The sequence below is a fragment of the Phascolarctobacterium sp. Marseille-Q4147 genome (genome assembly GCF_017968825.1).
In the GTDB taxonomy this organism is placed as follows: Bacteria; Bacillota; Negativicutes; order Acidaminococcales; family Acidaminococcaceae; genus Phascolarctobacterium_A.
Genome location: NZ_CP072874.1, coordinates 1,704,416 through 1,719,077 on the forward strand (window position 1 = coordinate 1,704,416; position 14,662 = coordinate 1,719,077).

Consider the following 14,662-nt stretch of genomic DNA (forward strand, 5'->3'; position numbering starts at 1 on the left):
TCATGAAAAAAATATGTGGTATTTTATTAGTTTTGACATTAACAACTAGCAGTTTGTGTGCAACGCCTGCTGACGCATTTGATTGGGGAAATTTTGGTAATAAAATATTAAGGTCTGTTGGCATTTCAAGTGGAGGACAATCATCTAAACCAAAAATAGCAAAGAGAGATAAAACTAAGCCCAGTGAATCTAAACCGACGATATTGGCAAATAATCGCATGTACCAAATTGTTGATTTGCGTTCTGGTTATAAAAAAGCTGAATTATATGCAGATCGTGTAGGTGGACATTTGGCAATAATTGATTCTAAAGAAAAGAGCAGAATGTTGTATAATTTCATGGTTTCGCAAGGATACGACAGTGCGTATTTTGGCTTGACTGATGAAAATCTTAATGGCAATTGGGTATTGCCTAATGGGCAGAAGCCTACATTTACTAATTGGCATTCTGGGCAACCGACAAAGGAAGAAAGTAATGAAAGGTATGCAATGTTATATCGCAAATATAAAAATGCTACTTGGAAAGCTGGTTCGTTTTCGCCTTTGTTAGAAAATAGTAATACTACAGCATTTATAATTGAATGGGATAAAGAAGTGAAACCACAAGAATATAAGGAAAAAGTTGTAAGAAAGGAAGAACCAGCAGATGGCGGTTATTATGAACCATCGTGGGGAAATAGCTCGTATGAAGAGCCAGATTATGAGGAAGAGATTTCCGGTTAATTTGCTGTGTAAAGGAGTGGAGTATATATGCAAGAGTATTATGATTTGCTTGGATTAAATGCAAACTGTACAAAAAATGAGGCAAAAAATGCCTTTATGTCCAAGAAAAAAGAAGTGCAGGGAAAAATGCTGTCCCGTAATCCGGAAGAACGAGCTTTAGCTGTAAAAGAGCTAGGAGAATTAACAAGTGCATATAAGGCTGTTGTGGCTAATATCATCGATGCTAATGCAACTAATGTTCCTTCAACGGATGCTAAACCAACTAGTGCTTCCAGAAAAACGGATGCTGAAGGTACTGCTATTCATAGAGTTACAGGAATAAAAATACCACCTGAAAAAATTACTAAGCCTAAACCACCTGTTGAAGTTAAGCCGGACAACAATGATATGACTTGGCGAGCGAATAAAAATATGATGATAATTTTTGGCATTATTGTGGGTATTTTAGTATTAGGAATTGCTGTATTTTTTGTGTTTATACAACCCAATAAGCCAAAGAGTATTGCAGCACTGCCGCCGCTTGTTATGCCTGCTCAACAAAAGTCAATTATACCTAAAATTGAAGCAGCTAAAGATAGGCATAATGGCAGCATTGCCAGCATAGCTACATTGATTAACGATACTGTAAATAAAAAAGGTAATCTGAAAGGTGAAACAGAACTTTTGAATAGTGCAATGCGTGTTGAGCAAGAAGTATTAGATACTTTATCAGAGCTGCGTAATAGCAGTGAAGCAAATACGCGTAAGGGAAGAATGCTTATCAGAATTCTTCAAGCAGAACAAAAAAGAATAAACGGTTTGGTAGATGGTCTTAGAGCAGGTGTTAATGGATTAGATTATCAAGCCGGATTTAAAATTGGTAGCGAAGGTTATTATGAATATGACAGATTAAACAGCGAGTATATGCACTTTGAAACAGGTGATTTTAAACCTCAAATGGCATATGTTAATGGCGACGATGTTTTCCTGAGAAGTGCGCCGTCTACTAACAGTTCTGTGATAAAAACATTGAAACGTAATAGTGGACTAGATGCTATTGCTGTACAGACATGTGATGATGAGCGAGCTGGTATGATCAATACTGATAATGTGGTTGTGGGCTTCAATGGTCAGAATATAAGACTAGCAAAGGGACAGCCTTTGACAATAACTGGTGAAAACGGTGGTATTTATCAGTGTCAGCTGAATTTAGAAAATGGCAGTGGCACAATCTATGTTGATAAAGTTAATGTTAAAAAGCTTTACGGCGAGACTTGGTATAAGGTGCGTTTGTCAGGTGGTACGGAAGGTTGGGTATATAAGGATTTTATCCAATTAAAAAGAGCTTTGTAAGGTGTTGGTGATGAAAAAATGTGTAAATATTTGACTTTGTTTTTGCTAGGCGCGTTATGTTTGAGCAGTTTAGGCTGCTTGGGTGCAGAAGAAAATTCTGTACAAGAAAAAGAAGATTCGACCAAGGCAGTAGTGCAGGAACAAGCAAAGCAGGAACTTCCTAAGTTAGAAGTTGTACATAAACCTATAAAATGGACGGAACAACGAGAGCAGCTTATCAAAGAATATGCGCAAATGCATTATGGCAAGGATATAACTAGTATTGTTCCGCAAGTTGTAATTACGCATTGGACTGTATCTAATGATGCTGAATCTGTTTATCAGTATTTTTCTAGTGAGACTATGCCAGATGATGGCGGTGGACGTTTAAATGTTGCGTCGCATTATTTGGTTGATAGAGATGGTACAATTTATCAATTGACGCCGGAGACAGCGTTAAATAGGCATGCAATAGGTTATAATTGGTGTGCAATTGGTATTGAAAATGTTGGCGGCGTTGATGGAAAAGAAGATTTGACAGAAGCACAGGTGAAGGCTAACATTTCTATTATCCGCTATTTACAGGCAAAGTATCCTACAATTAAGTATGTGTGGGGACATTATCAACAACATGAAGCAGAAAGTAGCGGATTATTTATAGAGAAGGTACCAGATTATTATGCGGAAAAAATTGATCCTGGTCCTGCTTTTATGGGTAAATTAAAAGAAGGATTGAATGATTTGAATTTGAAATTTTACTAGGAGTAGTGTTGGTCGTGAAAAAGTATGTCCTTTATATATTGATACTGGTGTTTTCAATTATTTCTATTGGCGGGTGTTCGGCTGATCATGGGGATGGGAGAGATGCTGATACGCAACGAGGCAATACTGATAATAAGGCAGAAATAGTGAAAGATAAAAATGAAACTAATGAAAATTTATTAAAGAAGTACAAAATGGATAATAGTTTCATTTTGATCGTTAAAAGCAAATTCGAGGTCTATGCTATTGATGATATGGGAAAGGTAGTAGCAGTTTATCCGTGTGCTTTAGGAAAAAATAGCGGACAAAAGGAAAAAGAAGGAGACATGAAAACTCCGTCAGGCATTTTTCCTATTGATGAAATCATTGATGCTTCTAGTTGGACGCATGATTTTAAGGATGGGAAAGGAGAAATTGCAGGAGCTTATGGACCTTGGTTTATTAGTTTAGATACTAATGAGCTGAGTAAAGGTAAGTGGGGAGGTATAGGCATCCACGGAACTCATGATCCTGATTCGATTGGTAAAAAAGTTTCAGAAGGCTGTATAAGATTAAATAATGATGATGTCCAGAAGCTCAAAGCTTTTGCTAAAGTTGGCATGCAAGTTGTTATTGAAGAGTAGACAATCAATATTCCTTTTTTCTACATAAATTGCAAGAACAAGTTGCACATTTTTCCTAATCAAATAGCATAAATTTCATCCAGCTTAGCCTCAAACAACTCATCAGGGGTTTTGTAGCCTAATATCTTACGGGGAAGGTTGTTGCACCAGTCTTCAATTCTGGCAATAGCATCCAGACCATAATCGCTTATCCGCTTGCCTTTAGCTATGAAGCGGCGCACCAAACGGTTATGTCTCTCATTGCTGCCTTTTTCCCATGAAGCATAGGGATGAGCATAGTACACAAGGGTTTTGCTTGCCTCTTCCAACTTGCTGAGTTCAGCAAACTCTGAACCGTTGTCAGTTGTTATAGTCTTTGTATATGATACAATAAAAGTACCTAAAAAAAGCATCAAAATTCCCTAATATTAGCAAGGGAATCTCCCTAAAAAAAGGATTTTTAAGCGACGTTTATTTAGGTATGCCCAAATCGCTGTTTAGCAAGTGCTAGACATGATGGAAAGTACACAGAGCTGATTTGAAAAATATGGAAAACTACGAAAAACCGAGATAATCGGTGAAAATTAAAGATATTATAGGGAGGTAATATACCATGAAAACAAAAACTGTATTAGCTTTGACATTAGTAGGTATTACGACATTGTTTGCGCCATTAACAACAGAAGCAAGAGGATTTTTGGATAACATTATTAAGATTCCTCAAAAAAATAGATGTTAATAACATTATTAAAAACGCAAGTGTCAAGAACTACCATATTAATTTAGATGGAACATATTATGGGGTAGCTGCAAGTAGAGCGTCTGGCTACAAAAATAATGATAAGATTATGACAGCTACTTTTTATATTAGTAGGCCTTGCTTTGTAAAATTTCATGGTATTACCAATGGTTATCAGGCAGTAGCCATATATAGAGTATATGATCAGGATGGCTATCAGGTATGTAGTCGTCTTGATATTAGTAGTAATAGAACTCTAGATAAAGATTTCTTTTTAAAACCAGGCAGATACAACATAGATGTTGAGTTTTTTAGCATGAATACGCAGGGAAATTTAGAAACTCGTTTTAAAATGGAAGCAGAAAGCTTGAATGTCACAGCTGAAAATAATATATCTGTTTTTTCAGCACAACCTTTGAGTATTGGAGTACCAACTGCTAATTATTTTCGTTCTATTAAAGATTGGGCAAATGACACTGTGCAGCATTACTATAGCATTGACGTTGCTTATCCGTATAATTTGCACATTTACGCAAAGAAAATGCAGGAGGGACGTATGTCAATGACTTTATTAGATGCAGATGAACGACAAATTGGTCATACAATGTACTGTAATGATAACATCATTGATGAAAATGTGATGCTAAACCCTGGTCGTTATTATTTAAGAGTAAAACGTGAACAAACTATAGGTGCATATTATTCTGTGAGAATTGATTAATTATAGATAATATTCGTATATTATATGGAGATATCATAGGGGGGTGCTTTAGATGAACAAATGGCTGTATATGATACAATAAAAGTACCTAAAAAAAGCATCAAAATTCCCTAATATTAGCAAGGGAATCTCCCTAAAAAAAGGATTTTTAACCGACGTTTATTTAGGTATGCCCAAATTGCTGTTTAGCAAGTGCTAGACATGATGGAAAGTACACAGAGCTGATTTGAAAAATATGGAAAACTACGAAAAACCGAGATAATCGGTGAAAATTAAAGATATTATAGGGATATATTATAGGGAGTATTGTATTGCTGAACAAGAAGAGCTTGCTAGCAATGAGGATGTAATGGAATTATCAAAACGTTTAATTGCGAAAATATGGAAACTTACAAGGTATTAGCAAAATTATAGTTTTATCACGTGCGCAAGTTTTAAATTTAAAAGTCCACCCTTGCAAATTTCTCTATTCCAAATTATAATACTCGTAAGTAACATACTTATGAGTAACATAATCGTGAGTTACATAATTTAGAATGGTGGTGAAGCAGATGGAAAAGTTTTATTGTCGTGAAGAGGAATTGCGCAAGCTTAATACACGTTATGAAAATGAAGAATTTGAGTGCCTGATTATTTATGGCCGTCGTCGTGTAGGCAAAACAGCCTTGATTAACAAGTTTTGTGCAGATAAGCCAACGATATTTTTTTCTGCGCTCAATACAACGGGGAAAGAAAATTTAAAGGCTTTATCAAAAGCAATTATGAGTTACGAAAAGCCTGACGCTGTGGTTGCGCCGGAGTTTAAAAGTTATGATGATGCTTTAGCAGAGATAACGGAGTTGGCGCGTGAGCAGAGGCTTGTGTTTGTTATTGACGAATATCCTTATTTAGCAAAAGCTAAGCCTGCTATCTCAGCAATGCTTCAGCATTTAATTGATCACCAATGGAGCAAGGGAAAACTTTATTTGATTTTGTGTGGTTCATCTATGAGCTTCATGGAAAATCAGGTGTTGGGGCAGGAAAGTCCGCTATATGGCAGAAGAACAGGTCAGTTTAAAATTGAGCCGCTGGATTATAAAGAGACAGCAGTATTCCATCCTGAGCTGACGTATGAAGACAATGCTTTGATTTATGGCATTACTGGTGGCGTGCCGCATTATATTAACAAGCTGGGTGTAAAGAAAGATATTGATGAAGCGTTGCTGACCAATTTATTTGATCGTTCGGGCTATTTGTATGAAGAACCAGCTAATTTGCTTAAGCAGGAGTTACGTGAGCCTGCAATTTATAATGCTATTATTAAAGTCATTGCTGAAGGTTCATCGCGAGCTGCTGATATCTGCGGTAAAGTGCAGGAGACAAGCACGACTGTTTTAAAGTACTTGAAAACGTTGATGGAATTAGGAATAGTCAAAAAGGAGACTCCGCTCACGGAAAAAGCAGGGCGCAAGACAATTTATCTTTTAGCAGATAATTTTTTCCGTTTCTGGTATAAGTTTGTACCGAATAATGTGAATGCCATTGATTCCGGCAGGATTGCAAGGATTTATTCGCAGACGGTAAAACGCTATTTTTCAGATTATATGGGCCTTGTTTTTGAAAAAATGTGTCAGGATTACTTGCTATATTATGCGAAGAGCTTGCCTATTGAGCTTGTTGATATAGGGCAATGGTGGGGGACGGATGCGCAAAAGAAGAAGCAGGTGCAGATTGATATTGTCGCAACAGGAATTACACCCGATGCTTATATCATCGGTTCTTGTAAATATCGTAATGAGAAAATCGGTTTAGATGAGCTGGAGCTTTTACGCGATTACGCAAGAGTTTTTGGCAAGGGAACAAAGTATTATTTTTATATTTTTTCTAAAGGCGGTTTCACTGAGGGCTTGCTGCAAGCAGCGCAGCGTGGCGAAGTGACGCTTGTGACGCTGGCTGATTTGTATAATTAAGTCCTTTCGTAAGCGTCAAACAGTCAACCGTTAAAACGTCCCGGCATGAAAAAAAGACCACCATCGGTGGTCTTTTTCGATTCTTCATAAACATTGGTTGGTAAACAAATTGCCTTTGTGGGATTTCTGGTTACGTATATACTCTTTTCCGCTAGCATCTTGAGTTACTATCTACAGGCTTAACTCCATGTGAGAGCGACATGGAATTTACTCGCTCTTTTTGAGGAATAGGGGTTGAGAAAATACAGATTACTGCGAAAACAGGTTGTAAGCATCTAACGTATTTGTCTGCTACTTCTCTTCCTCCTTCATCAGCCCCTCATTATAAATCGCCGGCGAAGCGCCTGCTTCCGTAATGTGCGGTGTTAAAAGCAGCAAAACCTCCGTCTTGCTGTGCGAACGCGAACGGTTTTTAAACAGCTCGCCCAACAGAGGAATCTTGCTCAAAAAAGGTACCTTCTGCATTGTACGCTGCTGCTCTTCGCTGATCAGACCACCAATCACCAACGTTTCACCGCTGTACATGCGCACGTTGGTGTCGGCGGTGCGACTGGTGATGCGGTAATTTTTCAATTCGCTGATAAGCACAGGTGTGCTTACCTCGGTGTGGACACTGGCGGTAACCATCTTACCGTCTTCGCTGATGATAGGGGCATATTGCAGTTTGATGCCGGCATCCAGATATTCCGTTGCCGTATAGCTGCCGCTGCTGTCATGCTTTTCTGTCTGCACAGGGATGTGGTCACCGATGAAAATGCTGGCCTCCTTGCCGGGGATGGTGATGATGCGCGGTGTTGCCAAAATGCGCGCTTTACCGCTATTGATGAGGGCATTAAGCGTAGCGTTGAAGCGGAAGGCAAACCCGCGCCAGAATTTAAAGCTGCCGTCATAATTGCTGTTGTCACTGTTACTGTCGTTCGTTTCCTGCTTGCGTTGGGGAATATTGTCCCAGTCCCAGCGCACGCCCAGGTTTTTGCTGTCCTCGCGGCTGACGGCGATGATTTTTGCTTCCAACGTTACCTGCCTTGTAGGGATATCCAGCTTGGGTAGCAGTTGCTTTAAGCGTGCTTGGCATGGTTCGTCGCCCAAAAGGATGAGGCTGTTGGTGATAGTATCCAGCCCCAGCTTGGAGCCGAAGTGCGGAGCCAATGCTTCCTGCACGTCCTTGGCGTGGGCGTAACTCAGAGAATAGCAGGCCAGGCGTTCGCTGACGGGCTGCGGTAGTGCGGAAACGTTTACTGCAACAGTTTGGCCGACGTTGGCGGGGGAAGGCAAAAAGGGATTGGTGAGCTTATTTTGGGCATTGCAGGGCAGAGCTAAGGCAAGCAGCAGACTGCTGAGTATTAACGGGAAAAATCGTTTTAGCATAATGGCTCCTTTCGGTGTTGTCCGTTAAAAGGACGGAACAAGCATTGCATAGTAAATTTCATTTTTCATTTTAGCGCAAGCAGGGAATAATTTCAAGTGAAAATTTAGAAAATAGAGAAAATTTTAAATTATCATATTGCATTTCGCTTTTTTTATGCTACAATGAATGCAATACAGGAAAAATGAGGTGATACAATGGATGGCTTGCGTAATAATAAACTGGCGGAGGATTTGCTGCATCTGGCATTGATTCAGGGAGCAAGTGATTTGCATATCGAGCCTGACGGACAGGGCGTGCGTGTGCGCGTCCGTGTTGACGGTCTGCTGCAGCAGCTGTGCGTGTTGCCACGCTCACAGCAAAGCACGCTGCTGACGCAGCTGAAGGTGTGGAGCGGTATGGATATTGCCGAAAAAAGAGTGCCGCAGGACGGTAGGCTATTGTTGGAGCATGAAGGCAGCGAGGTGGATTTGCGTTTATCCAGCCTGCCTACGGTGAACGGCGAAAAGCTGGCAATCCGTTTTCTGCAGCGTCAGGATAATTTGCTGCAGCTGGAGCAGCTGCAGTTCAGCGATGATAATTTGCAGCGCTACCGGCAGCTTTTTCATCAGCCGAACGGCTTGGTGCTTTTGACAGGACCTACTGGCAGCGGCAAAACGACCACGCTTTATGCGACGCTGCAGGAGCTGGATGCTGCTGCCAACAATATAATAACCTTAGAGGACCCGGTGGAATACAAGCTGCCGGGAATCAATCAGGTGGCGGTCAACCGCAGGAGCGGACTGACCTTTGCGGCAGGCTTGCGTTCGGTGGTGCGTCAGGATCCGGATGTTATCATGCTGGGTGAAATCAGAGATGAGGAAACGGCGGCGATGGCGGTGCATGCTGCGCTTACAGGTCATTTGGTGTTGAGCACACTGCACACGAATGATGCTATCGGTGCGGTTTATCGTCTGCTGGATATGGGGATTGCCGATTATCTTTTGGCTGCAGGGTTGCGCGGTGTGCTGGCGCAGCGTTTGCTGCGTCGTCCCTGCCGCCATTGCGGCGAACGGCGCTTGGCCACGGCAGCGGAGCTGCAGTATATTGGGCGTAGTGCTGATGAAAAACTGCAGGTGGTGCAGGCTCACGGCTGTGAGCATTGTCACGGCACAGGTTACAGAGGGCGTTTGGCCTTGCATGAGCTGGTAGTGTTTGATAAACGGATGCAGCAGCTGTTGGTAAACGGCGCTGATGAAGCAGAGCTTTTGCAGGAGGCGCGCAAGCAGGGATGGCGCAGTCTGTACGCCGACGCAGTAGCGAAGGTGCTGCAGGGTGCAACAACGGTTGAAGAATTGTGGCGCGTCGGTATCACCGGGGAGGCTGACAATGCTTGATAAGCTGCTGCTTTTGGCACGGAATATGGGAGCCAGCGATTTGCATCTTACGCCTGCGAGTGTACCGATGGTGCGCGTAGATGGCAGTCTGCAGCCTTTGCAAAACGAATTTATTTCCCGGGAAAAGCTGGAGAAGGCGTTGCTTGCCCTGCTGCCGGAGCAGGAAAAACAGCAGCTGCTGCAGACAGGTGAGATTGATGCTGCTTTTAGTGACAGTTTGCAGGAGCGCTGCCGGCTCAATGTTTACCGGCTTGGCAACGGCTATGCGGCGGCGATTCGTCTGCTGCCGAAGGAAATTCCTGACTGCAACAGTCTTGGCCTACCGCAAATTATCAGTCAGCTTGCTGAGAGCAGTCGCGGTCTGCTGCTCGTCACCGGTGCCACAGGCAGCGGTAAAAGTACAACACTTGCTTCACTTGTACAGCAGATAAATCAAACGCGCGCTGTACACGTCCTGACGCTGGAGGACCCGATAGAATATGTTTATCCGGCGGGCCTGGCACTGATTAACCAGCGTGAGGTGGGGCGTGATACCAAAAGCTTTGCCAGCGGTCTGCGCAGTGCGCTCAGGCAGGACCCGGATGTGATTATGGTGGGCGAGCTCAGGGATGCAGAAACAATCGGTATAGCGCTGACGGCGGCAGAAACAGGTCATCTTGTTTTGGCAACGCTGCACACGCAGGATGCTGCAGGTACGGTGAACCGCATTCTTGACGTGCTGCCGGACAGACAGCATGTGTGTACGCAGCTGGCCGACTGCCTGTTGGGGATTTGCTGCCAAAGGTTGCTGCCGCGTTGCGATGAATTTGGACGAGTGGCAGCCTTTGAGGTGCTTGTCGCGACGCCTGCCATGCGCAATTTAATTCGTGAGGGGCGCACGCACCAGCTGCAGTCCTATTTGCAGACCGGCGCGCGCTACGGCATGCAGACGATGGAGGATGCGGTAAAGGCCTTGCAGCTGCGCGGAATAATCGCATAAAAAAAGCCGCTGCGAAAAGCAGCGGCTGAATATGAGCTTTATATACAGAAAACTTATAAACGGTATTACAAAATCTCTTCTCTGATTAGGGTGTTCATCATCTTTTGCTTGCCCAATACCCAAAGCAAATCGTTTTCTTCGAAAACGAGTGAAACGTGGGGGTTGGTAATCGTAAAGGCACCACGCTCCAGACCGACAACGAGGCAGCTCCATTTATTGCGCAAGTCGGCGGCCTTCAGTGAGGTTCCCAAAATAGGAGAATGCTTGTCGATGGTAATCGCCAGGGAGAGGAATTGCTGCTCCGGTTTGTTTTGGTGGTTATCCAGCATGAATTCACGCAGGCTTTGCGGCAGGTCGCAGCGCTCAAGGCCTAAGCTGCGCTGCCTTACTGCAGCAGCAAAAACCTGCAGCTGGCTGGCGGTGCCGATGAGCAGCAGCTTGTCGCCATTTTCCACTATCTGCTCACCGCCGGGCATATCAACAGCACGGTTGCTGCCCAAAAGCTGCAGTACGTTGCAGCCATAGCTTTCACGGAAGCCAAGACTGCGCAGGCTGTGTCCTTTAATGGGAGAATCCTTTTGCAAATCGTAGTAGACAAGCTGTAAATCCTCGTCGAACCAGGTACGGCTGTCATCGGGAGCGCTTTCGCGATGCTTGCGCATGTGCTTTTCGTTAAGGTTTACCAAAAAGCGTGATTCAATGCGCAGGTACTCGCTCATCAGCCAGTCGGAGGAGGAGATGAAGTATGCTGCCAGCAGGACGGAAACGCAGGCCAGGAAGCCGTGCAGATTCAGCAGGGTGTGAAAGATGAAGTACAGCGAAGCGGATGCTACAAGTAGCTTGCCAAATACCAGGAACATCAGCGGCAGATGGTTAGCACGCTTCTTAAACCAAAGCTTGGAGAACAAATCACCATTGCCAGCGCGGTTAACTAAAACGGCACGCAGAATCGGCGACATGATAATAAAGGTGGCTGCGGCGGTCAGCAGTCTGCTGTACGGCAGCTTTAAGGTGTTGCCCAAATAAGGCAACAGGTAATATTCCGCACCCAAAGCGATAGCTGCCAGCAGGGTGATGAAAATCAGCATACGCATGGTGTAACCGGTCAGCAGATTCTTCCAATCCTGATCCTTGTCATCATCGGTTGTTGTGCCGGTGTAACGGTCAAGCCAGCTTTTAGCCTGCGGCGGCAGCAGCTTCAGCACCAGCTGGTAAAAGGGCTCAGCTGCCATGATGCAGAAGGGTGTGGTAAAGGTAGTGATTACGGATACCGCTACGATAATCGGATATAAAAAGCTGCTGATTACGCCCAGGCTCATGCCAAGGGAAGCGATAATAAAAGAGAATTCACCAATCTGTGCCAGGCTGAAGCCGCAGTGTACAGAGGTGTTGAGGCTTTGGCCGGAGGCCAGCACGCCGCCGGTGGAGAAAATTAGCTTGCCGATAATTGTTGCTACTACCAGTACGAAAATAGGAAGCGCCTGCTCCAGCAGGATAGCGGGATCTACCATCATGCCGACGGATACGAAAAAGACAGCGCCGAATAAATCCTTGATAGGAGCAACGAGGTGCTCGATTTTTTCTGCATTAGGCGCTTCGGCAATCAAAGAACCCATGATGAAGGCACCCAAAGCGGAGGAGAAGCCGAGCTGAGTTGCCAGTACCACCATACCGAGGCACAGGCCGATGGAAACAACTACCAGAGTTTCTTCGTTCATCAGCTGTTTGGCCCATTTAAAGAAGCTGGGAACAAGGTACATACCCAGAACAAACCATAAAACGAGGAAGAAAATCAAGCGTCCGATGCTGAGCAGCAGCTCCATTGTGGAAACATCGGCGCTGGCTACGGCCATGGTTGCAAGCAGCACCATCATCACGATACCGGCGATATCTTCAATAATCAGCACGCCGAAAACTATTTCCGTAAAGCGCTGTGCCCTGAGCTTTAAATCGTCGAAGGCCTTGATAATAATCGTGGTGGAGGACATAGAAAGCATACCGCCCAGGAAAAGGCTGTCCATATGGTTCCATCCGAGCAGTGTACCGGCGAAGTAGCCCACGGCCAGCATACCGCCGATTTCTACCGCGGTGGCGATGAAGGCTGTACTGCCTACGCTTTTCAGCTTGTAAAAGCTGAACTCCAGTCCCAGTGCGAACAGCAGGAAGATAACACCGATTTCGGACCAGGCGTGTACGTTGGCTTTATCGGTAATCGTCGGGAAGAAGTTGAAATGCGGACCGGTGATGAAGCCGGCAACAATGTAGCCGAGTACCAGCGGCTGATTAATCTTCTTGAAAAGAATTGTCGTGACGCCGGCTACGAGCAAAATCATTGCTAAATCATTAATAATAGTAGGCAGATGAGTCATGGGAATCTCCTTTGCGATATTTTTTGCCAAAATGGCTTTAAATGGTGTATAATAATTGAAATGTAGTCATTAGCTTTTTACAAGCTCTGTAGACTGCAAAACAAATAATCTCAATATATATTATACAATATTTTTGACTGAAATTATTGCATAAATAATGCTTTATTATGTTAATTTATTGTGACAATCGCATTTGGAGGAATAAAGATGAACGAAAATCAACAAGAAAAATTAGTTTTGGTAGATGGCGAGATTATGCCAGAAGCTGAAGCGTTTATTGACGTTAACGACCGCGGTCATAACTTCGGCGATGGCGTTTTTGAAATTGTACCGGTTTATAACGGCCGTGCCTTTGCTTTGCTGCCGCATATGAACAATTTATTCGATTCTGTAATCGCCGTAAAAATCCCCGGCGTTTATATGATTGAAGAGCTGGTAGAGTTTCATGAAAGCCTGTTGGCCGCAACCGGTCTGCAGGACTGCGAAATCTATACTCAGGTAACTCGTGGCAGCGGTGCTTATGCTCTGTCCTATCCGGAGCAGAGCATTCCGCATCTGACTATGTATGCTGTACCGGTTGACCGCGAGGCACTGGCTGAAAAACGTGCCAAGGGCGTAAATGTTATCACTGTGGAGGACGTGCGCTGGGCACGTTGCGATATCAATACTCTGAACCGTCTGCCGGAGGTAATGGCTAAACAGAAGGCTGTTATCGGCAATGCTTTTGATTCCCTGTTTGTTCGCGACGGCAAAATTACCGAAAGCACGGAAGCAAGCTTCTTCATTTATAAAGACGGCATTCTGTGGACTCATCCCGAAAACAACTTTATCCATAAAAATATTACCCGCCGTCTGCTGATGGAACGCCTGTCCAAAGACTTGGACCTGCAGATTATCGAAAGAGCTTTTGATAAGGATTTCGCACTCAAAGCAGACGAAGCCTTCCTCTGCGGACCGCGTTGCGAATTTATGCCTGTTACCAAAATCGACCGCAGCTTCGTTGCTGACGGCAAGGTTGGCGAGCTGACACAAAAGCTGCAGGATGCATATATGGCATTTGTAGCTAAGGAATGCCCTGCTAAGCATGAATAACAGCAAGCTGGTGCGTGGAGCGTTATTGGTGGCTTTGGCGTTGGCGCTGCAGTCGCTGCGTCTGGTGCTGCCGATGCCGCAAATGCTTTCCACGTTTATCATCGGTACTTTGGTGCACATGATGCTGGTGCTCACGCTGCAGCTCAACGGATTGAAGACAGCATTGCTGCTGGCATTTTTGCTGCCGCTGACTGCTTATGTGCAGGGGCAGGTGCTGCTGCCGTTTCTGATTCCTGTGATCTGGCTGGGCAATTTTATCTTTGTGTTGCTTGTGCGTCAGTTTAAGGGCAGAAGCAAGCTGTCTTTATGTGTGCCGCCTGTGGCGAAGGCCTGTGTTATGCTGCTGGCAGCCTGGGCTGCGCTGAGCTTCTTGGCGCTGCCGAATCCTGCGCTGCGCAAGACTGTTATGTTTGCGATGAGCGTACCGCAACTGCTGACAGCTGTTGCCGGTATTTTGCTGGCAGAGCAGGTCAAAAAGCGCCTGCGTCAGTTTGATTAATACAGGTTTGGCAATAACATAATGTATTTATGCGCGTCGTATTTAACCGACAGCGAAAATAACCGCCGGTGTAAAAGCTGAGCGGTTATTTTGTTTAATGCTTCGGCTTTGCTCAGTAACCTTTTGGTAACTGAAGCACTTTTTTGTGCATACTTTACAAATGAGCGGCAACAGC

General features: G+C 44.2%; 13 protein-coding genes and 1 pseudogene. 11 read left to right on the forward strand and 3 right to left on the reverse strand.

Translation table 11 applies throughout. The annotated features are described in order from the left end of the window. Positions 1 to 2 precede the first annotated feature (2 nt). From KAH19_RS08020 to KAH19_RS08035, 4 genes are read left to right on the forward strand one after another with little or no spacing between them, the layout of a single operon-like run. A complete protein-coding gene (locus tag KAH19_RS08020) occupies positions 3 to 722 on the forward strand; it encodes a lectin-like protein (RefSeq protein ID WP_210684149.1) in 720 nt (239 codons plus the stop codon). Positions 723 to 749: 27 nt separating this feature from the next. Further along, positions 750 to 2,054: an SH3 domain-containing protein gene (locus KAH19_RS08025; protein ID WP_210684150.1), complete on the forward strand. Its 1,305-nt coding sequence runs from the start codon at positions 750 to 752 to the stop codon at positions 2,052 to 2,054. Between the two features lie 18 nt (positions 2,055 to 2,072). Beyond that, positions 2,073 to 2,795, forward strand: coding sequence for an N-acetylmuramoyl-L-alanine amidase (locus KAH19_RS08030; RefSeq protein WP_210684151.1), 723 nt, complete (start codon positions 2,073 to 2,075; stop codon positions 2,793 to 2,795). A 14-nt stretch (positions 2,796 to 2,809) separates the two neighbouring features. After that, positions 2,810 to 3,418, forward strand: coding sequence for a L,D-transpeptidase (locus tag KAH19_RS08035; protein ID WP_246869338.1), 609 nt, complete (start codon positions 2,810 to 2,812; stop codon positions 3,416 to 3,418). A gap of 59 nt (positions 3,419 to 3,477) precedes the next feature. Here the strand turns inward: KAH19_RS08035 and KAH19_RS08040 are convergent. Beyond that, a pseudogene (locus KAH19_RS08040) lies at positions 3,478 to 3,774 on the reverse strand (IS30 family transposase); the annotation flags it as partial. A gap of 236 nt (positions 3,775 to 4,010) precedes the next feature. Here KAH19_RS08040 and KAH19_RS10985 point away from each other — a divergent pair. The 3 genes from KAH19_RS10985 (at position 4,011) to KAH19_RS08050 (ending at position 6,806) form a co-directional block, all read left to right on the forward strand. Next, positions 4,011 to 4,136, forward strand: a complete 126-nt coding sequence (locus tag KAH19_RS10985; RefSeq protein ID WP_256437799.1) for a hypothetical protein — start codon at positions 4,011 to 4,013, stop codon at positions 4,134 to 4,136. A 109-nt stretch (positions 4,137 to 4,245) separates the two neighbouring features. Then, positions 4,246 to 4,857: a hypothetical protein gene (locus KAH19_RS08045; RefSeq protein WP_210684152.1), complete on the forward strand. Its 612-nt coding sequence runs from the start codon at positions 4,246 to 4,248 to the stop codon at positions 4,855 to 4,857. A 551-nt stretch (positions 4,858 to 5,408) separates the two neighbouring features. Next, positions 5,409 to 6,806: an ATP-binding protein gene (locus KAH19_RS08050; protein WP_210684153.1), complete on the forward strand. Its 1,398-nt coding sequence runs from the start codon at positions 5,409 to 5,411 to the stop codon at positions 6,804 to 6,806. 291 nt (positions 6,807 to 7,097) lie between these two features. Here the strand turns inward: KAH19_RS08050 and KAH19_RS08055 are convergent, their stop codons facing one another. Beyond that, on the reverse strand, positions 7,098 to 8,174 hold the full coding sequence (locus KAH19_RS08055; RefSeq protein WP_210684154.1) for a type II secretion system protein GspD: 1,077 nt from the start codon (positions 8,172 to 8,174) through the stop codon (positions 7,098 to 7,100). A gap of 195 nt (positions 8,175 to 8,369) precedes the next feature. On the opposite strand from KAH19_RS08055, the gene KAH19_RS08060 reads away from it, so the two are divergent. Next, entirely contained in the window at positions 8,370 to 9,548 is a 1,179-nt protein-coding gene (locus KAH19_RS08060; protein WP_210684155.1) for a GspE/PulE family protein, read from the forward strand. Beyond that, the gene (locus KAH19_RS08065) at positions 9,541 to 10,527 is read left to right on the forward strand and encodes a type IV pilus twitching motility protein PilT (RefSeq protein WP_210684156.1); all 987 of its coding nucleotides are present in this window, start codon (positions 9,541 to 9,543) and stop codon (positions 10,525 to 10,527) included. The genes KAH19_RS08060 and KAH19_RS08065 overlap by 8 nt, the downstream gene beginning before the upstream one ends. A 65-nt stretch (positions 10,528 to 10,592) precedes the next feature. Here the strand turns inward: KAH19_RS08065 and KAH19_RS08070 are convergent, their stop codons facing one another. Next, complete coding sequence (locus KAH19_RS08070; RefSeq protein ID WP_210684157.1) at positions 10,593 to 12,896, reverse strand: cation:proton antiporter; 2,304 nt, start codon at positions 12,894 to 12,896, stop codon at positions 10,593 to 10,595. A 207-nt stretch (positions 12,897 to 13,103) separates the two neighbouring features. Between KAH19_RS08070 and KAH19_RS08075 the strand changes: the two genes are divergently transcribed. Both KAH19_RS08075 and KAH19_RS08080 read left to right on the forward strand, forming a co-directional pair. Beyond that, positions 13,104 to 13,988 (forward strand): aminotransferase class IV, encoded by an 885-nt coding sequence (locus tag KAH19_RS08075; protein ID WP_210684158.1) that lies wholly within the window; start codon positions 13,104 to 13,106, stop codon positions 13,986 to 13,988. Then, on the forward strand, positions 13,981 to 14,487 hold the full coding sequence (locus tag KAH19_RS08080; RefSeq protein WP_210684159.1) for a hypothetical protein: 507 nt from the start codon (positions 13,981 to 13,983) through the stop codon (positions 14,485 to 14,487). Before KAH19_RS08075 ends, KAH19_RS08080 begins: the two co-directional genes overlap by 8 nt. The last annotated feature ends 175 nt before the right edge of the window (positions 14,488 to 14,662 follow it).

Excerpts from the sequence above, each read along its gene's own strand:
- KAH19_RS08020 (WP_210684149.1), top strand. The coding sequence starts at position 3 with ATGAAAAAAATATGTGGTATTTTATTAGTTTTGACATTAACAACTAGC.
- KAH19_RS08070 (WP_210684157.1), bottom strand. The coding sequence starts at position 12,896 with ATGACTCATCTGCCTACTATTATTAATGATTTAGCAATGATTTTGCTC.
- KAH19_RS08030 (WP_210684151.1), top strand. The coding sequence starts at position 2,073 with ATGTGTAAATATTTGACTTTGTTTTTGCTAGGCGCGTTATGTTTGAGC.
- KAH19_RS08050 (WP_210684153.1), top strand. The coding sequence starts at position 5,409 with ATGGAAAAGTTTTATTGTCGTGAAGAGGAATTGCGCAAGCTTAATACA.
- KAH19_RS08075 (WP_210684158.1), top strand. The coding sequence starts at position 13,104 with ATGAACGAAAATCAACAAGAAAAATTAGTTTTGGTAGATGGCGAGATT.
- KAH19_RS08045 (WP_210684152.1), top strand. The coding sequence starts at position 4,246 with ATGACAGCTACTTTTTATATTAGTAGGCCTTGCTTTGTAAAATTTCAT.
- KAH19_RS08025 (WP_210684150.1), top strand. The coding sequence starts at position 750 with ATGCAAGAGTATTATGATTTGCTTGGATTAAATGCAAACTGTACAAAA.
- KAH19_RS08065 (WP_210684156.1), top strand. The coding sequence starts at position 9,541 with ATGCTTGATAAGCTGCTGCTTTTGGCACGGAATATGGGAGCCAGCGAT.
- KAH19_RS08080 (WP_210684159.1), top strand. The coding sequence starts at position 13,981 with ATGAATAACAGCAAGCTGGTGCGTGGAGCGTTATTGGTGGCTTTGGCG.
- KAH19_RS08055 (WP_210684154.1), bottom strand. The coding sequence starts at position 8,174 with ATGCTAAAACGATTTTTCCCGTTAATACTCAGCAGTCTGCTGCTTGCC.
- KAH19_RS08060 (WP_210684155.1), top strand. The coding sequence starts at position 8,370 with ATGGATGGCTTGCGTAATAATAAACTGGCGGAGGATTTGCTGCATCTG.
- KAH19_RS10985 (WP_256437799.1), top strand. The coding sequence starts at position 4,011 with ATGAAAACAAAAACTGTATTAGCTTTGACATTAGTAGGTATTACGACA.